The following is an 18,916-nucleotide window of genomic DNA, read 5'->3' as shown; positions in this document are numbered from 1 at the left end:
TTACTTTATGGAAGAAAATAAGCATGGTACACTTTATTTGTATTTGATTAAGCAGGAGGTAATGTGGAATGGGAAAATTTGGAAAAAGTTTTTTATCGCAGGTAATATCTGACGGAATCAAAGGACCATTTGTCACGATCATGCTCAATACGCATGTCGGCCACCAGAATGTCGAAAAGGATCAAATCAAATTTAAGAACTTTGCCAAAGATGCGAAGCGCCGCTTTGAAAAGAAATACCCAGAACATTCTTGGGATCTTTTTCAAACAAAAATTGATGAACTGCTTGCAGATCAATCATTTTGGCGTAACAGTACAACGAGTGTGGCGGTGATTATCACACCAGAAGATGTACTAGTTCATCGGTTAAGTATTCGTGTGGATGATCAATATTACGTAGGGGAAACCCCGTATGTATTAGCTGTCATCAAAAACGCACAATTTAATTACCCATTTTATCTCTTAGCGTTGAATCGCGATTCAATGCAAGTCTATCAAGTTGAAAACAATCAAGTGCGTGAAGTCGAGTTGCCAGAAGAGGCACCGACAACGATCGAAAAAGCGCTGGGGGAAGAAATCACTGGCGGCGGCAACTTTAATTACAGTGCCCAAGGTGGCCCTAACTCAGGAGGAGAAGGCGTCGCTTATCACGGCTTTAGTGCCAAAGATGAAGAAGTCGAGATCGATCACGTCAACTACTACCAAGCAGTTGATGCATTTTTTAAGAATGATTTTTCAAACGAAGAGCATTTACCAATGTATCTTTTTGCTTTACCAGAAAATCAAACGCTGTTTAAAAAAGTGGCAAAAACGAACTTTTTCAAAGCAGAACCAAGCATTTCCTCTTCACCAGCATCGTTATCTTTGAAAGAGATCCAAACGTGTACGCAAAAGCTGATTGCGGAGTTGACACAAAAAGAAGTTGGGGAATACGGCAAGCTGTTGGATCGGAAATTTATTGACCAATTGGTTGATATCGTACCTGCAGCTAAAGAAGGCAGGATCGCCAATCTGTTTGTAGCGACTTCCAATCTCGCCGATGGGTTTGGAGAAGATCCTGACACGGAATACGATCGTCGCCAAGTGTTAAATACGCTGGCAATCGATGTTTTAGAAAATGGCGGCGAGGTATCTATTTTGGAACAAAAAGATGCCCCAGGAGAAAAAAGTTTGACTGCGATTTTGCGCTACTAAACGCAGTTGCGTCCTTCGTAAATAAATCGTTTCCAAAAAAGAAAAGACTGTTGCAGATCTTTAGTGCAGCAGTCTTTTTGCGAATCATAAAAAAATAAAGGCGTTTTCATTTTTTTTGATTTTCTATTAGTCATAAAGAAGATAATGTGCTATAATACAAAGTGTAGTTTTTGTTATGGTAAATTATGGTAGCTTGTTTCATCTTAAACATCTTCCACATTTTCACCTTATACAAGTAATTGCAAAATATGTGTATAAACACAAGGAGGATTTTTATTATGGAAACAGGTACAGTTAAATGGTTTAACTCAGACAAAGGTTTTGGATTCATCACTGCAGAAAACGGTAACGATGTATTCGTTCATTTCTCAGCTATCCAAGGCGAAGGCTTCAAAACTTTAGAAGAAGGTCAAGCAGTGACTTTCGATATCGAAGACGGACAACGTGGCCCTCAAGCGACTAACGTTAACAAAGCGTAATTTGTGAATGCCTTTTAAGAGCAGCTTAGCTGCTCTTTTTTTTTGTGCGCGTGATATTTGCTTGCGGAGAAAGTAGTTGTTATACTCTTAGAAAAAAAGGAGGCAAACTGATGGGATTGAATGAATTTATTCTTGGATTGGCTAATTTAGAAAAAATCCAACGAGCACCTGGATTTTTTAAGTTTACCGAGCACAGCGTGGCCGCTCATTCGTTTCGAGTAACCATGATTGCCCAGACCTTAGCCGATATCGAAGAACAAGCGGGAAATCAAGTCGATTGGCAAATTCTTTATGAAAAAGCCTTGAACCATGATTACACGGAACGTTTCATTGGCGACATCAAAACGCCAGTCAAATATGCAAACAAAGAATTGCGGGCGATGTTATCAACCGTTGAAGAAAAAATGACCGATGCCTTCATCGAAGAAGAAATCCCCCAAAGCTTTCAAGCGACGTATCGCAGACGCTTGGCGGATGGCAAAGACAACAGCCTTGAAGGACAGCTGTTGGCAATTGCGGATAAGATCGATCTTTTGTATGAGTCTTTTGAAGAGATCTCAAAAAGCAACCCCGACAAAGTGTTCAAAGAAATGTTTCGTGAAGCGGTTTTGACGGTCAAAGCGTTTCAGCATCGTCCATGTGTGACCTATTTCTTTGAAGCCATTTTTCCCGAGTTATTGAATGCAGATTTTTATGGCAAGACTGCTTTTCTAGAAGAAATCGCAGCTTTGGTGGAAAAATAAACAAAAAGAAAAAACGAAAAATCAAGAAATGATCCATCTCACAGGTTTTACTTGAAACAAGTGAGGGGAGCAGGTTTGATTTTTCGTTTTTTTGTTGTATTAAAGCAAAGATTCCGCTCCATCAATATAGACTTCCGTTCCAGAAATATTGCCCGCAGCCTCTGAAGATAGAAAAAGCACAAGGTTGGCGACTTGTTCTGGCACGCCTGTTTCTTGTTTTAATGGTCGAGAACGTTCTGGATATTTGACGGGGATCTCAACGCGAGCAACCTCTTCTTCAATTTCTGTGCTGGCATCGATATTCGTTGCGATCGCCCCAGGGCAGATGGCATTGACCCGAATATTATAACCAGAAAGTTCCAGCGCAGCCATTTTTGTAAAGGCGACTTGACCTGCCTTAGATGTACTGTAAGCAGTTGCACCAAAATTGCTGAAGATGCGGTTTCCATTGACTGAACTCGTGATGACAATGCTGCCGCCGTTTGCTTTCATAAATGGGATCGCAGCTTTGACGGTAATAAAGGTACTGCGTAAATTTGTGTTGATTGTCTGGTCCCATTCCGCCACCGTCAATTCTTCGATCGGTGTCCAAGTACCGTTGATGCCGGCATTGACGTGAAGTACATCGAGACCACCTAGTTCTTCCACAAGACCACTCATCGCTTCTTGCAGCTTCTCTGCTTCAGTGACGTCAACGGCACGATAGTGGGTTTGTGCGTCATAGTCAGCAAGAAACTCCTGCAGCTCCTCTTCGTTGCGATCAATCAACCCAACAAGAGCACCCTGGGCTAGAAATTGTTCTGCCACCGCTTTTCCAATCCCTGAAGCAGCCCCCGTTACAATCACTCGTTTGTTTTTGAAATCATTCATTTTTTTCGCCTCCTTATAGTAAATTATAAAAAAGATCTCTTTTTTTGTCGAAAAAAGCGATCAGCGACGAGTGACAAATTCCTTTGGCTGATAAATACGGATACTAGATAGTAAGGTTCTTCTTCCTGCGAACCCTCGTATCCGATGGGAAAACAGATGTAATCGCCATTGATTTTGTAGTATAATGCAGACAGTGTGCAAGGAGGAATACAATGAAACCCATATACGCTGTGGTGGATCTTGAAACAACAGGAACCGATTCGACGATTGATCGAATTATTCAATTTGGCTGCGTCTTAGTCCAAGATGGCAAGATCATTAATCGTTTTGCCGCAGATATCAACCCTGACCGCAGAATTTCTAAGCAAATTCAACGATTGACACACATCACAAACCAGCAAGTAAGCAAAGCGCCTTATTTCGAAGACATAGCTGACACGATCTACAACTTACTCAGCAATACGATTTTTGTGGCGCATAACATTTATTTTGACTATCATTTTTTAAGCAATGAATTTGTTCGTTGCGGTCTGCCGCCTTTATCGATTCCAGGGATCGATACGGTGGAATTGGCGCAAGTGTTTTTGCCGACAGAAAGCAGCTTTCGCTTAGGTGATCTGGCAGACAGCATCGGCTTTCGTCATGACAACCCGCATCAAGCCGATAGTGATGCAGAAGTGACCGCAGCATTATTTTTATACATTGAAGCAATCATGCGACAGCTACCACGGACGACTCTTAAACAGATTGCGCTTTTAAGCGGTCAGATGGGGATGCAAACGAGTGAGTATATTCACGGAATTTTGAAAGAAAAAGGACCAGAGTTGGCGGAAGATTTCGAAGTGATCGACGGCGTCGTCCTGCGAAAAAAAACTGTTCCGCTTTTTGAAGCCACGCATTTTCAAGAAACGTATCCGAAAGTAAAAACGGAAAAAGAACAGCGCTTTGGCGAGCACTTGATCTATCGGAAACAACAAGCACGTTTGATGAATGCGGTGTATACGCATTACACCCAACCAGAGAAAAATTTGATTATTGAAGCAGAAACGGGGATGGGAAAAACCATCGGTTACTTGTTTCCAGCCGCTTATTTAGCGACGCCAGAAAATCCATTGATCGTTAGCACCTCATCGATTCTTTTACAAAATCAGATCATTAGCAAAGACATTCCATTGGTGAACCAAGTACTGCAGCAGCCTTTGCAAGCGGTCTTGGTCAAAAGCCATCGTCATTACATTGATTTGCAGCGCTTTAAAGCGACGCTGGATCAACCGGTAGAACAAAAGCAATACGCCCAATATCAGATGGGGATCTTAGTCTGGCTGACCAAAACAGAAACAGGTGACTTTGATGAATTGAATTTAGTTCGTCTTGATCATCCTTTATTTACCGACATTCGCCATCGCGGGGTCGACTTTTTAGCCAAAGATCAACCCTTCTATGAACAAGATTTTGTTCGACATTTATATCGGCGGATGGCGCAAAGCAATGTTTTGATCGTCAATCATGCCTTTTTAATGCAGGAAAACCGACGGGCGCAGCCACTGTTGCCAACGAGTGATTATTTGTTGATCGATGAAGCCCAACAGTTGCCGCAGCAAGCAGAAGGCTTTAGTCAACATGTCTTTGACTCTGCTCATTTCAAGCGGCAGTTTTTACAGCTGAATGAAGAAGGACTATTTGAAGAAATTGCCCAGATCATTACCGAGGACGATTTTTTGCAACGGATGTTCTCGTTGTATCGAAATGCATTGTCGGTTTTGGTCGAAACACAAGAACAGTATTTTCGCACCTTATCGATCGATGCCCCAGAATTAAAAGTCGTTCAGCATAATGACCTCTATGATGGGTCATTAGAGCAGGACAAGCTACATCAAAAATTGAGCCTCTATTATCAGGAAATCAATGAGATTCAACAGCAGCTGCGTCAGCGATTCGAGTTGACCAATGATCGGTGGTATGCAAGACAACGGATCGTGATTGCCCGTTTATTTGATTTCTTTAGTCAAATGGACGCACAGGAACAAACAGTGACCGCGTGGTTGACTTGGTGGCATCCTCGTTACGTTCATTGGCTGAAAAAGTATCCCCAGTCAGGAAATGCTGTGATTGAGTTAGCTGATCTAGAAGGACAATCGATCGTGGAGAGCACATGGTACCAACGCTATCAGCACATCATTTATCTAGGGGGGACATTGAAGATCCCAGGCAACAAAGAATATTTTGCCCATCAGATCGGCTTGACGGATGTGCCAGTCAAAACGATTCCTGCCTTTTATGATTACAGCAAACAAACGCGACTGTATGTAATCAAAAAAGGTCTCTCGATCCAACAAGCATCAGCTGCCGAATACGCGGATTATTTAGTCGAAGCGTTAGTCCCGATTTTGTTTGACAATCCGCAACCAGCGCTTGTGTTGTTTACGGCGCACGAAACTTTGAAAAATGTCTATGATCGATTGAATAAAAAAGCCCTGCATTATGGCAGAGAAATCGTTGCTCAAGGGACTGGCGGAACCCGTGAGAAAATCTTAAAGAAATTTTTATTAGCGGAAAATGGTATCTTATTAGGGACTAGCAGTTTTTGGGAAGGGGTCGATTTACCAGGACAGGCACTGAAGATCGCTGTGGTGACCCGATTGCCTTTTGAGAACCCTAAACAACCCATGGTCCAAGCACGGCACGCCTTTTTGGAAGCAGAAGGCATTGATTCTTTTAAAGAAGATGCCTTACCTAAAGCGATTTTACGGCTGCGCCAAGCGTTGGGGCGCTTGATCCGTTCCGAGGAGGATACCGGCGTGATGGTCGTCCTTGATCGACGCTTGCTATCGACAAAGTATGGCAAACGAATGGTCAAAGGCTTACCCAAAAACTTACCTCTGATTGAAGCAAGTCCAACCGAGATCGCCGAAGACATCCAACATTTTTTTGCGCAAGAGGAAAAAGCAGCAGCCGATTTTGAAAAATGAGTTGAACATCTGATATAATGGATTTTATTTAAGATTGGAGTACGAAGTGTGAAAACAAAAGACAAAGAACATCGGCGTGTGGTTATTTTGCTGAGTGCGATCACAGTCTTACTGGTCGTTATTCTCTTCGCTTCTATTTTCTATCTCCGTTCTTCTCGTCCAATGCGACAAGCAAGAAACGAAGCAATCGAAATAGCAGAAAGATACACCGATTTAGCAGAGGTCGAACAATTTTATTGGTTTACCCGTGAGGAAACCTCCTTTAGCATTGTTGGAAAGGATACGAATAACAATGAGATCGTTGTGATCATCCCAAAAAGCGGTGAGAAGGTTTCTGTTTTTAATCAAGCGGATGGGCTGACGGAAGCACAAGCTAAGGCATTTGTTCGCGACAATCATCAAGGTCAGGAAATCCAAAAGGCCGCATTGGGTATTTTTGAAGGCGAGCCAACTTGGGAAGTCATGACGAAAGATGGCGATGGTCGTTTGAACTATTATTTGATTGGTTTCAAAGATGGCGAAGAAATCAAAGCGATCACTGAACTATAGGAAGACGCTTATGATAGAATGAATTTTGGATCGTAGAAAGGATGATAAACATGGTACTTTCAAAAAGAGCAGAAAAATTGGAACCCTCCGCAACGTTAGCGGCATCTGCTAAGGCAAAAGCGTTAGCGGACCAAGGTGTAGACGTATTAAGTCTAACTGTCGGTGAACCCGACTTTATTACCCCGAAAAACATTCGCCAAGCAGCGATCGCAGCGATTGAGAGCGGCAAGGCCAGTTTTTACACAGCAACTGCGGGGATTCCTGAATTAAAACAGGCGATTCTTGCTTATATGAAAGAGTTTTATGGTGCTGACTATGATTCAAACCAAGTGATCGTGACAGATGGCGCAAAATTTGCCCTTTATACGCTGTTTCAAGCGCTCCTTGATGAAGAGGATGAAGTACTCATTCCAGTGCCTTATTGGGTCAGCTATGCGGAACAAGTCCGTTTAGCGCAAGGGACACCTGTGTTTGTTGAAGCCAAGCAAGAAGCCGATTTTAAAGTTTCTGTGGCTCAATTAGAAGCTGCTCGTACAGAGAAAACGAAAGCCATCATTTTAAACTCGCCTGCCAACCCTACAGGGGCGATTTACTCAAAAGAAGAGTTAACGGCAATCGGCAACTGGGCAGTGGAAAATAATATTTGGATCATTGCCGATGATATCTATGGTCGTTTGGTTTATAACGGCAATACCTTTACATCGATCGCAAGCTTATCAGAAGAGATACGCAAACAAACCATCGTGATCAATGGCGTTTCTAAAACCTATTCTATGACTGGGTGGCGGATCGGATTTGCTGTCGGCGATGCAAAAATCATCAAAGCGATGATCGATATCGCTTCCCAAGCTACTAGCAACCCGCCGGCTGCTAGCCAATACGCAGCAGTTGAGGCACTGACTGGGAATCAAGAATCGATCGAAGTGATGCGTCAGGCCTTCGAAGAGCGCTTGAACAAACTATATCCGCTAATTGCCGCTATTCCTGGTTTTCAGGTGACGAAACCCCAAGGCGCGTTTTACTTGTTTCCAAATGTCAAAGAAGCCATGACGATGTGCGGCTATCAAACCATTGATGCCTTCGTGGAGGCCTTGCTGATGGAAGCCCACGTAGCAGTAGTGACTGGTGCTGGTTTTGGTACACCAGATTATTTACGCATCAGCTATGCAACTGATTGGGACACGTTAGCGGAAGCTACCAAACGAATCCATGATTTTGTTGAAAAGAAACGCCAAAAAGCTTAAAATGCTCTATGGTGCCTTTATTAATTAGATAGGAGAGAATCAAGTGGAATCTATTCAAATTTTAGATGCAAAAAAACACGTTGGCGAAACCGTTCAAATCGGAGCATGGGTTGCTAACAAACGTTCCAGCGGCAAGATCGCCTTCTTACAACTTCGCGACGGAACAGCGTATTTTCAAGGGATCGTTGTAAAAAGTGAAGTAGGTGAGGAAGTTTTCCAATTAGCAAAAAATTTAAATCAGGAAACTGCCGTACTGGTCACTGGGGAAATCAGAGAAGACAGCCGCTCAAAATTTGGCTATGAAATTGGTATTTCTGGTTTAGAAGTTGTTGGGGAAAGCCATGATTACCCAATCACACCAAAAGAACACGGAACAGATTTCTTGATGGACCATCGTCATTTATGGTTGCGTTCCTCAAAACAACACGCCATCATGCAAATCCGAAACGAAATCATCCGGGCAACGTATGAATTCTTCAACAAAAATGGCTTCATCAAAATCGATCCACCAATCCTAACCGGATCAGCACCAGAAGGAACGACTGATTTATTCGAAACCAACTATTTCGATCAAAAAGCATATTTGTCTCAGTCTGGTCAATTGTACATGGAAGCTGCCGCTATGGCGTTTGGCAAAGTCTTTTCTTTTGGTCCAACTTTCCGTGCCGAAAAATCAAAGACACGTCGTCACTTGATTGAATTTTGGATGATTGAACCAGAAATGGCCTTTATGCACCAGGAAGAAAGCTTGGAAGTCCAAGAGCAGTACGTGGCATTCTTAGTGCAAAATGTGCTCGATAACTGTGACTATGCACTAGATGTCTTAGGTCGTGACCGTGAAGTCTTGAAAAAATACACCAAATTACCATTCCCACGAATCTCTTACGATGATGCAGTGGCATTATTACAAAAGAACGGCTTCGATGATATTCAATGGGGCGATGACTTTGGCTCACCACATGAGACCTTTATTGCCAATTCATTCGATCAGCCCGTCTTTATCTTAAACTATCCAAAAGCCATCAAACCTTTCTATATGAAGCCACATCCAACGAGAGAAGATGTCGTGATCTGTGCCGATATGATCGCACCAGAAGGCTATGGCGAGATCATTGGAGGTTCTGAACGTGCCATTGATCATGAATACCTGCTAGAGCAAATCCGCGCCCACGGCTTGGACGAAAACGAATACTCATGGTATTTAGACCTACGCAAGTACGGCTCAGTTCCTCACACCGGCTTTGGTCTTGGATTAGAACGGACCGTTACCTGGTTATCAGGAATCGAGCACGTAAGAGAATCCATTCCGTTTCCACGGTTGTTGAATCGGATTTATCCTTAATTTAAAAAGATTTTGTGCGAAAGCGTAAACGATTCACTCATCACACCATCCCTTGCTAGAAAGTCTCTAGCGGGGCTGGTGTTTTTATCTGCTCTTGATGATGAGGGATTACTTCAGAAAAGAAGCAAGCAGCAATCCAACGGGCGGCTGGGACTGAATAGAAGAAATCGCTTTGCTTGCTCGAGTGTGCTTTTTTTACGCGCGGGGATGTGATATAATAACAAATTGACTAGTATCTCTCATTTTATAACATTAAGGACAATACACTATGGATAATAGAAAAACGAATAAAATAATCATCAGTATTGTGACACATAATAGTCGTGATATATTCAAAACATTGGATCATCTGGAGAAAGAGATAGGAGAGGATCCACGCTTTGAAGTGAAAATATTTGATAATAATTCGAAAGCAGAATACATTGCTAAAATGCAAGATTATCCATTTGTCACTGTCATCTCAGCCAATGAAAATCTTGGATTTGGTCATGGACACAATCAATTATTAATGAATGCAACGCAAGAATACGGATTTATTTGCAATCCTGATATTCTTGTCACGAAAGAATCAATTGAAGGATTATTAAAAAGAATTCAAGAGAATGAAGCAGCTGTCGTAGTTCCTCAGGTTTTGAACGAAGATGGCTCTATTCAGTATTTAGTAAGAAAACGATTAGCTGTATTCGATTATTTCTTGCGATTTATTCCGTTTCATTGGGTAAAAAAAGTATTTAAAAAAAGACTGTCTGCTTATGAGTGCCGTGACCTTCCACAAGATCAAACCAGTTATATCCGAATGGGCTCTGGTTGTTTTATGTTGGTAGAAATCGCTCGCTTTAAAGAAATCGGCGGCTTTGACGAACAGTTCTTTATGTATTTTGAAGACAATGATTTGTGTTTGAGATATGAAAAAGCGGGGTACCGCATTTTGTATACGCCCTTTGAAAAAGTCGTGCACTTATACGGTAAAGGAGCTCATAGAAGTGCAAAACTCTTTTTGGTGTTTATGCATTCGATGATGAAATTTTTTAATAAATGGGGTTGGAGGCTGTTTTGATGAACCGTTTATTTGTGACGATCGTAATGTATGAAAGAAGCTGGCAAGAAGCGTCGGCTTCACCGCTTTTGGAAAAAGCGGTGAAGAACCAGCAAATCCAATTGCTGGTTTATGATAACAGTCCACAAAGTCATGATGAGCCTTTTTTTCAGCATCCATTAGTGACCTATTTCCATGATCCAGCCAATCCCGGCCTCTCCAAAGCATACAATAAAGGGTTTAAGTCTGCGTCTAGCGGCGATTTTGATTTGCTGCTTCTCTTGGATCAAGATACGGAGCTGACAAAAGCCTACCTAAACTTTCTTATGACTGAGACGATCGGAACTGAAATAGGTGCTGTTGTGCCGCTGATTTACAGTGGCACAACACAGGTATCACCGGTCTTAGCTGATCGTTACATCAATCGAAATCTGGCATATCCTGCTATCGGTGAGCAAAAACAGCGGATTATGGCAATCAATTCCGGCACCGCAGTCACTCTCGCGGCTATAAAAAAAATCGGCGGATTCAATGATGCTTTTCCGCTGGATTTTTTAGATCATTGGCTTTTTCTTCGCTTACATCAAGAAGGCTTTCGGTTTTTGATCGCAAACCAAAAGTTGAATCATGATCTTTCAGTCATGCATTATAAAACGATGACTAGGGAAAGATATGAGCAGATTCTTACCAGTGAATCGAAATTCTATAGGGATTTCGATAAAGAAAAGAAAAAGGAACATGAAAAACAGCTTTTTTTTCGAACAATAAAACAAGCACTTTCACCCAAAATGTGCCGATTCAGTCGAAGAACATGGAAAGAATACTTGTCATTTAGGAAGTATCATTTATGATATCAGTATGTGTAGCCACTTATAACGGAGAAAAGTATCTTCAAGAACAGCTGGACAGCATTCTAATTCAACTTGCACCTGATGATGAGCTGATTATTTCGGATGACTTCTCTACTGACAAGACAAGAAATATCCTCGATTCTTATCGCGCAGATCCCCGAATCAAACTTTTGGAAGGACCGCAAAAAGGCATTATCAAGAATTTTGAACACGCAATTAAGCAGGCTTCAGGCGATCTGATTTTTTTGGCCGACCAAGACGATGTGTGGCTTCCCGATAAAGTTGCTGATACAAAAGCAAAATTTGATGAAAAAAAAGAGACACAGGTAGTCATTTCTGATTTGAGAATTGTCGATGAGCAGCTTGAAGTGATTGAACCCTCCTATTTTGCCTATCGGAATGTAAAAGTCGGATTTTTACGAAATGTGCTTAAAAATAAATACATCGGAGCAGGCATGGCTTTTCGAAGAGAGTTGAAGCCAGCTATTCTTCCGTTTCCGCAAGCAATTCCAATGCATGATATGTGGATCGGTGCAATGGCAGGCAACCGTATCGAACTTATTGATAAGCAGTTAACGTTGTATCGAAGACATGAAAAAAATGCCAGTGAAATCAAAACATCCGCTTCATTTGGCCAGCAATTCGTGTGGCGCTGGGGTTTAATAAGAAGCCTGTTCATGAGAAAAGTATTTGATAAATAAAAGTTACATTTTCATTTCAAAACTTTGAATTGAATGACAAAGCTTTCTAGAAATGAGATAATGCTGTGGTGAGAAATACAAGTAAATTATTTAAGGAGCGTAATGAATGAAAGGGATTATTTTAGCAGGCGGTTCAGGAACACGCCTTTATCCATTAACAAAAGCAACTTCTAAACAATTGATGCCTATTTATGACAAACCAATGATTTTTTACCCAATGTCTACATTGATGTTGGCGGGGATCAAAGAAATTTTAATTATTTCCACTCCTCAAGATACTCCTCGCTTTCAAGAGTTATTCGGCGATGGCAAAGACTTAGGACTGCAAATTGACTATGCAGTACAGCCAAGTCCTGACGGCCTCGCTCAAGCATTCATTATTGGGGAAAAGTTTATCGGCACTGATAGTGTTTGTTTAGTCTTAGGAGACAATATTTATTATGGCGGCGGTCTATCGAAAATGCTTCAACGAGCTGCTGCAAAAGAATCAGGTGCAACTGTTTTTGGCTATCATGTAAATGATCCTGAACGATTTGGTGTAGTGGAGTTTGATGACGATATGCACGCCTTGTCTATTGAAGAAAAACCTGAGAAGCCGAAATCAAATTATGCTGTAACAGGTCTGTATTTCTATGATAACGAAGTAGTCGAAATAGCCAAGAATATCAAACCGTCTGCGCGTGGAGAATTAGAAATTACCGATATCAATAAAGTTTATCTAGAAAAAAATAAACTTTCTGTTGAAGTCATGGGAAGAGGTTTCGCTTGGCTTGATACAGGAACACATGAAACATTGCTTGAGGCATCTACTTTTATTGAAACGATTGAAAAACGGCAAAACTTGAAAGTTGCGTGTTTGGAAGAAATATCATTCCGAATGGGCTATATCACAAGAGAGCAGTTGGTTGCTTTAGCTGAGCCATTGAAAAAAAATCAGTATGGTCAATATTTATTACGACTAGCTGCTGAATAAAGAGGAGACGCTTTGATGAAAGTTATAGAAACAAAATTGACAGATGTAAAATTAATAGAGATGGACGTTTACGGCGATCATCGAGGTTTTTTTACTGAAAGCTATTCAAAAGAAAAATTTTCAGCACAAGGAATTGACTTTGATTTTGTTCAAGATAACCACTCATTATCTGCTGAAGCAGGTGTGTTAAGAGGCCTGCATTTTCAAAAAGGTGAAGCAGCACAGACAAAATTGATTCGTGTGGTGACTGGTGCGGTACTTGATGTTATCGTAGATATTCGTAAAGGCAGCCCGACCTATGGAGAGTGGGAAGGGTACTTGTTAACCGAACACAACCATCGTCAGTTATTAGTACCTCGCGGATTTGCTCACGGGTTTATGACACTGACCCCAAATGTGAACTTCTTGTATAAGTGTGACAACTATTATAATGCTGAAGCTGATGGCGGCATTGCATTTGATGATCCCGATTTGGCAATTACTTGGCCTATAGATGTGAAAAAAGCGATTCTATCAGAAAAAGATAAAAAACATCCAACACTGAAAGAATTTGAAATAGAAAATACATTTGTCTATGGTGAAGTATAAGGAGTGAAAGTGATGAAAAAAATTATTGTAACCGGTGGAGCAGGATTTATCGGCTCTAACTTTGTTCATTATGTGATCAATAATCATCCTGATGTTTTTGTAACAGTTTTAGATAAGCTGACCTATGCGGGAAATAAGAACAATCTTAATGGTCTTCCAAAGAATCGCTTCGAATTAGTTGTCGGCGACATTGCTGATCAGGAGCTGGTAGATAGATTGGTTCAGGATACAGACGCTGTCGTTCATTATGCTGCAGAATCTCATAATGACAACTCGTTGAAAGATCCTTTTCCGTTTGTTCAAACCAACATTATTGGAACGTATACGCTGATAGAAGCATGCCGAAAGTATAATGTAAGATACCATCATGTTTCAACCGATGAAGTATATGGCGATCTTCCTTTGAGAGAAGATCTTCCGGGACATGGCGAAGGAGCGGGAGAAAAATTCACGGACAAAACGCCGTATAACCCATCAAGTCCTTACTCTTCAACAAAAGCTGGTTCCGATCTTTTGGTAAAAGCTTGGGTACGCTCATTCGGTCTCCAAGCGACGATCTCCAATTGTTCTAATAATTATGGACCTTATCAACACATTGAGAAATTTATTCCTCGACAAATTACCAATATTTTGAGCGGCATCAAGCCGAAATTGTACGGTGACGGGAAAAATGTCCGTGACTGGATTCATACAAATGATCATTCATCAGCTGTGTGGACGATTTTAACAAAGGGACAAATGGGTGAAACGTATCTCATCGGTGCCGATGGTGAAGAGGATAATAAAGCAGTAATTGAACTGATTTTAGAACTAATGGATCAGCCCAAAGACGCGTATGAGCACGTAAATGATCGACCAGGTCATGATTTACGCTATGCAATTGATTCGACAAAATTGAAAGAAGAATTGGGCTGGCAACCGGAATTCACCAATTTCCGAGATGGCTTAGCCGATACGATTGAGTGGTATCGCAACAACGAAGAATGGTGGAAGACAGAAAAAGAAGCGGTAGAGAAAAATTATGCTGCGAATGGACAATAAATAAAAGCAGGGAAACCTGCTTTTTTTGAAGGGATGAGAAATATGATTTTACTGACAGGCGGAAATGGGCAGCTGGGCACGGAGCTGCGACATCTATTAGATGAAAAAGGATTAAAATATGTCTCAACGGATGCCCAGGAAATGGATATTACGGACGAACAAGCAACTCTTGCGTTTATTCAAGAATTAAAACCGACCGTTATTTATCATTGTGCTGCATACACAGCAGTAGATAAGGCGGAAGATGAAGGCAAGGAACTTGATGAGAAAATCAATGTCAACGGGACGGAAAACGTGGCGAAAGCGGCGAAAGCGGTAGGAGCAAAGTTTGTTTACATCAGTACTGATTATGTGTTCGATGGAACGAAAAAAGAGGGGGTCTACAAAGAAACAGATAAGCCGAATCCTCAAAATGAATACGGTCGTACAAAATTGTTGGGTGAACAAGCAGTGAAAGATCTTTTAGATGAATACTTCATTATCCGAACTTCATGGGTTTTTGGTAAATATGGACATAATTTTGTATATACAATGAAACGTTTAGCGCAAACGCACCCGCGCTTAACCGTCGTTGATGATCAATATGGCCGTCCAACATGGACCCGAACATTAGCTGAATTTATGGTTTATATTATCGAAAACAATGCAGACTATGGGATCTACCATCTATCAAATGACAATAGCTGTTCATGGTACGAATTTGCCAAAGAAATTCTGAAAGAAACGGATGTTGAGGTTGCACCTGTCACTTCAGCAGAATATCCGCAAAAAGCAAAACGACCACAATACTCGGTGTTGGATCTTACAAAAGCAAAGAATACCGGTTTTGTTATTCCTACTTGGGAAGAAGCATTGGCTGATATGACTGCATCTTTAGAGAAAGAAGAAAACTAGAAAAAGAGGGATCATGATGAAAGTTTCCGTTTTTGGTTTAGGTTATGTAGGATTAGCAAACGCTTTGTTATTGGCGCAAAAAGAAGAAGTACTTGCTTATGATATTGTGGATGAAAAAATCGATCAATTGCAAAAGAAAATCTCACCTCTTGAAGACAAAGAAATTCACCAATTTTTGGAGCGGACAGACTTGTCCGTTCATTTCACCAAAGCTTTTGATGAAGCTGTTGACTTTGGGGATGTATTAATTATTGCGACGCCTACAGATTACGATGAGCATAAAAACTATTTTGATACGTCGACTGTAGAATCGGTGATTGAAAAAGCGCTGGAGTTGCGTCCAGATGCTGTGTTTATTATTAAATCAACAGTTCCTGTAGGGTATACATTAGATCTTAAAGCACGTTTTAACACAGAGAACATTTTATTTTCACCTGAATTTTTGCGTGAGGGAAAAGCTTTATACGACAATTTGCATCCTTCGAGAATTGTTGTTGGAGAATGCAGTGAGCGAGCGAAAGAGATCGCCGAGATGTTCAAGCGAAATGCATGGGAAAATGAAATTCCCGTGCTTTTAACAAATCCGACTGAAGCTGAAGCAATAAAACTGTTTTCTAACACGTATCTGGCGCTGCGCGTGGCATATTTCAACGAATTAGATACCTATGCGGAAGTGAGGGGACTTGATTCACGACAAATCATTGAAGGCGTCGGGCTGGATCCTAGAATCGGCTCCCACTACAACAATCCGTCTTTTGGATACGGTGGCTACTGTCTGCCCAAAGATACCAAGCAGCTCCTAGCTAACTATGATAAGGTTCCGAATAATATCATTCAAGCGATCGTCGAAGCAAATACGACCCGCAAAGATTTCATCGCGGAGCAGATCCTTGATCGACAACCGAAAGTTGTGGGCATCTATCGATTGACTATGAAAGCTCATTCTGATAATTTCCGCTATTCTTCCATTCAAGGAATTATGAAGCGGATCAAAGCCCATGGAATCAACGTAGTAGTATACGAGCCTTCTTTAAAAGAGAAATCCTTCTATAACTCTGAAGTTATTGATGACTTTGAGACGTTTAAAAAGATCTCTGATGTTATTGTAGCAAATCGTATGGAAGATGTACTGCATGACGTAGAAGACAAAGTATACACAAGAGATTTGTTTGAAAGAGACTAAAAACTTTGAGAAAAAGGAGGCCAAATTTCGTTCGTTGAATGCGGCTTTCTTTTTTTCGTTTAATCTGTCAATGAAACATTAATTTTTTTTCTCAATTTTTGAAATGATCTGGTAAAGGTTGAGAAAGAGGGGAATGTCGAGTATACTTTTTAAGGATAGCTTTAAAAAGTTTTACCGTAAAAAAGATTAGTGGAACCTTAAAGGAGAAAATGATGTTCGAGCGTAAAAATAGAATTTTATTGAAAGAATTAGTAAAAACCGATTTTAAACTAAGATATCAAGGAAGTATTATGGGCTATGTTTGGTCTGTTTTAAAGCCCTTGATGCTGTTTACTGTCATGTATGTGGTCTTTGTACGTTTTCTTAAATTTGGACAAGATGTTCCTCACTTTGAAGTGGCGTTACTTTTGGGAACCGTTCTATGGAGCTTTTTTAGCGAAACGACAAATTTAGGTATGTCATCAATCGTCACACGAGGCGATCTGCTTAGAAAACTAAGCTTTCCTACACATATCATTGTTATTGCTGTATCGATCAACGCCTTAATCAATCTAGTAATCAGCCTTGTGATCGTTCTTTTATTTGCGATGATCAATGGAGCGGATATTTCAATCTATGCTTTTTTAGCACCGCTGCTTCTGATTGAACTCTATGCCTTTTCATTGGGCGTGTCTTTTATTTTGGCAACAATCTATGTTAGGTTTCGGGACATTGGACCGATCTGGGAGGTTGTCCTTCAAGCGGGTTTTTACCTTACACCGTTAATTTACCCATTGACACTTGTAATGAATATGGACGTGAACATTGCCAAACTTTTGATGATGAATCCAATGGCTCAAATTATTCAAGATATGCGGCATATCTTAACAAGTACAAGCAATATTACGGTATGGCAATTAATAAATACGAATTGGATCGTCGCAATTCCATATGTTTTGCCATGGATCGTATTAGTTGCTGGCTACATGATTTTTAATAAAAATTCGAAAAAATTTGCGGAGATTATTTAATATGAATAATGAAATAGCAGTGAAAGTTGATCATATAGGAAAATCGTTTCGTCTTCCTACAGAAAGTACAACGAGTTTAAAAAGAACGATCGTTAATTATTTTAAAGGAATCAAAGGATATAATGAGCAAAAAGTCCTAAGAGATATTTCGTTTGAAGTGAATAAAGGAGATTTCTTTGGAATTGTCGGAAGAAATGGGAGTGGAAAATCAACCTTATTAAAAATTATCTCCCAAATTTATACACCTGAAAAAGGGTCTGTAGAAGTGAACGGAAAATTGGTTTCCTTCATCGAGTTAGGTGTTGGATTCAATCCAGAATTAACTGGGAGAGAGAATGTCTATTTGAATGGCGCTATGCTTGGTTTTTCCGAAAAAGAAGTGGATGGAATGTATTCCGATATCGTTGAGTTTGCGGAATTAACTGAATTTATGAATCAAAAATTAAAGAATTATTCAAGCGGCATGCAGGTTCGACTTGCGTTTTCTGTAGCGATTCAAGCGAAAAGCGATATTTTAGTCTTAGATGAAGTATTGGCTGTCGGGGATGAAGCGTTCCAAAGAAAATGCAATGACTATTTCATGAAGGCCAAAGATGAGAACAAGACCATTATCCTCGTGACTCACTCAATGGAATCTGTTCGTAAATACTGTAATAAAGCACTGATGATCGATAAAGGGGAAGTAAAAATCATCGGGACCCCAGATGATGTAGCAAATCAATATTCTTTAGACAATGTTACACAGACGGGGACCTCCACCGTTATTGAAAAAACAGACGATATCGATGTAAAGAAAGAAGAAGAGAACGATTACATTAAAGACTTCAAAGTACGGTTGCTATCAGATGAACTAATAGAGAAAGATCAAAAAAGAATAGCGTTTGAAGTTTCGTATGAAGTTTTAGAGGAAATGAAAACATATATAGCTTTTTCTTTAACGGATATTGATCGAAATATTTGGGTATATAATGACAATTCATTAGATCATATGACCACAGGCTTAGGGAAAAAAACTTTGCGTTATACATGTAATTTGAACGAAATGAATGGTTGCAAACTTCGGTTAGGTGTTTCAGTCAGAAATGAATCAGACCAACCATTCGCGTTCTCTGATAAGGAGAATTCACCTATTATAATTATTTCTCCAAAAAAAGAAATGTCTAAAAGCGAGAGAATTTCTTCTAGCGGATTAGTTAGACGAAATGGATCTTGGGAAGAAATCGAAATATAGTCTGGTAATGAGGTGGGCA

General features: G+C 40.5%; 18 protein-coding genes. 17 read left to right on the top strand and 1 reads right to left on the bottom strand.

Annotation, left to right across the window (positions count from 1 at the left end; translation table 11 throughout):
• Positions 1 to 68: 68 nt before the first annotated feature.
• The 3 genes from IGI76_RS10860 (at position 69) to IGI76_RS10850 (ending at position 2,415) form a co-directional block, all read left to right on the top strand.
• Positions 69 to 1,193, top strand: coding sequence for a baeRF6 domain-containing protein (locus IGI76_RS10860; protein WP_005229492.1), 1,125 nt, complete (start codon positions 69 to 71; stop codon positions 1,191 to 1,193).
• A 278-nt stretch (positions 1,194 to 1,471) separates the two neighbouring features.
• On the top strand, positions 1,472 to 1,672 hold the full coding sequence (locus tag IGI76_RS10855; RefSeq protein WP_003126918.1) for a cold-shock protein: 201 nt from the start codon (positions 1,472 to 1,474) through the stop codon (positions 1,670 to 1,672).
• 110 nt (positions 1,673 to 1,782) lie between these two features.
• A complete protein-coding gene (locus IGI76_RS10850; protein ID WP_010749341.1) occupies positions 1,783 to 2,415 on the top strand; it encodes an HD domain-containing protein in 633 nt (210 codons plus the stop codon).
• Positions 2,416 to 2,514: 99 nt separating this feature from the next.
• Here IGI76_RS10850 and IGI76_RS10845 read toward each other — a convergent pair whose 3' ends face one another.
• Positions 2,515 to 3,285, bottom strand: coding sequence for an SDR family oxidoreductase (locus tag IGI76_RS10845; RefSeq protein ID WP_015510036.1), 771 nt, complete (start codon positions 3,283 to 3,285; stop codon positions 2,515 to 2,517).
• Positions 3,286 to 3,497: 212 nt separating this feature from the next.
• On the opposite strand from IGI76_RS10845, the gene IGI76_RS10840 reads away from it, so the two are divergent.
• From IGI76_RS10840 to IGI76_RS10775, 14 genes are all read left to right on the top strand, one after another.
• Entirely contained in the window at positions 3,498 to 6,254 is a 2,757-nt protein-coding gene (locus IGI76_RS10840) for a helicase C-terminal domain-containing protein (RefSeq protein ID WP_333719335.1), read from the top strand.
• A gap of 48 nt (positions 6,255 to 6,302) precedes the next feature.
• Positions 6,303 to 6,803 (top strand): cell wall elongation regulator TseB-like domain-containing protein, encoded by a 501-nt coding sequence (locus IGI76_RS10835; protein ID WP_010749344.1) that lies wholly within the window; start codon positions 6,303 to 6,305, stop codon positions 6,801 to 6,803.
• Between the two features lie 50 nt (positions 6,804 to 6,853).
• A complete protein-coding gene (locus IGI76_RS10830; protein ID WP_086295567.1) occupies positions 6,854 to 8,047 on the top strand; it encodes a pyridoxal phosphate-dependent aminotransferase in 1,194 nt (397 codons plus the stop codon).
• Positions 8,048 to 8,090: 43 nt separating this feature from the next.
• Positions 8,091 to 9,389, top strand: a complete 1,299-nt coding sequence (gene asnS, locus IGI76_RS10825) for an asparagine--tRNA ligase (protein ID WP_005229504.1) — start codon at positions 8,091 to 8,093, stop codon at positions 9,387 to 9,389.
• Between the two features lie 268 nt (positions 9,390 to 9,657).
• Positions 9,658 to 10,446, top strand: coding sequence for a glycosyltransferase family 2 protein (locus IGI76_RS10820; protein ID WP_005229506.1), 789 nt, complete (start codon positions 9,658 to 9,660; stop codon positions 10,444 to 10,446).
• On the top strand, positions 10,446 to 11,276 hold the full coding sequence (locus IGI76_RS10815) for a glycosyltransferase (RefSeq protein ID WP_438781537.1): 831 nt from the start codon (positions 10,446 to 10,448) through the stop codon (positions 11,274 to 11,276). Before IGI76_RS10820 ends, IGI76_RS10815 begins: the two co-directional genes overlap by 1 nt.
• The gene (locus tag IGI76_RS10810) at positions 11,273 to 11,977 is read left to right on the top strand and encodes a glycosyltransferase family 2 protein (RefSeq protein ID WP_086295564.1); all 705 of its coding nucleotides are present in this window, start codon (positions 11,273 to 11,275) and stop codon (positions 11,975 to 11,977) included. The genes IGI76_RS10815 and IGI76_RS10810 overlap by 4 nt, the downstream gene beginning before the upstream one ends.
• Positions 11,978 to 12,083: 106 nt before the next feature.
• Entirely contained in the window at positions 12,084 to 12,950 is an 867-nt protein-coding gene (rfbA, locus tag IGI76_RS10805; protein WP_060792921.1) for a glucose-1-phosphate thymidylyltransferase RfbA, read from the top strand.
• Between the two features lie 15 nt (positions 12,951 to 12,965).
• Positions 12,966 to 13,538 (top strand): dTDP-4-dehydrorhamnose 3,5-epimerase, encoded by a 573-nt coding sequence (rfbC, locus tag IGI76_RS10800; protein ID WP_060792922.1) that lies wholly within the window; start codon positions 12,966 to 12,968, stop codon positions 13,536 to 13,538.
• 12 nt (positions 13,539 to 13,550) lie between these two features.
• On the top strand, positions 13,551 to 14,579 hold the full coding sequence (rfbB, locus tag IGI76_RS10795) for a dTDP-glucose 4,6-dehydratase (protein WP_060792923.1): 1,029 nt from the start codon (positions 13,551 to 13,553) through the stop codon (positions 14,577 to 14,579).
• Positions 14,580 to 14,621: 42 nt separating this feature from the next.
• Positions 14,622 to 15,473, top strand: a complete 852-nt coding sequence (gene rfbD, locus IGI76_RS10790; RefSeq protein ID WP_060792924.1) for a dTDP-4-dehydrorhamnose reductase — start codon at positions 14,622 to 14,624, stop codon at positions 15,471 to 15,473.
• A gap of 16 nt (positions 15,474 to 15,489) precedes the next feature.
• On the top strand, positions 15,490 to 16,656 hold the full coding sequence (locus tag IGI76_RS10785; protein ID WP_060792925.1) for a nucleotide sugar dehydrogenase: 1,167 nt from the start codon (positions 15,490 to 15,492) through the stop codon (positions 16,654 to 16,656).
• Positions 16,657 to 16,865: 209 nt separating this feature from the next.
• A complete protein-coding gene (locus IGI76_RS10780; RefSeq protein WP_005229524.1) occupies positions 16,866 to 17,666 on the top strand; it encodes an ABC transporter permease in 801 nt (266 codons plus the stop codon).
• 1 nt (position 17,667) lies between these two features.
• Positions 17,668 to 18,897, top strand: coding sequence for an ABC transporter ATP-binding protein (locus tag IGI76_RS10775; RefSeq protein ID WP_010749353.1), 1,230 nt, complete (start codon positions 17,668 to 17,670; stop codon positions 18,895 to 18,897).
• Positions 18,898 to 18,916 lie beyond the last annotated feature (19 nt).

This window comes from Enterococcus sp. DIV2449a, assembly GCF_051711225.1.
Taxonomy (GTDB): domain Bacteria; phylum Bacillota; class Bacilli; order Lactobacillales; family Enterococcaceae; genus Enterococcus_D; species Enterococcus_D casseliflavus.
This window is presented reverse-complemented; position numbering and strand designations above follow the sequence as displayed.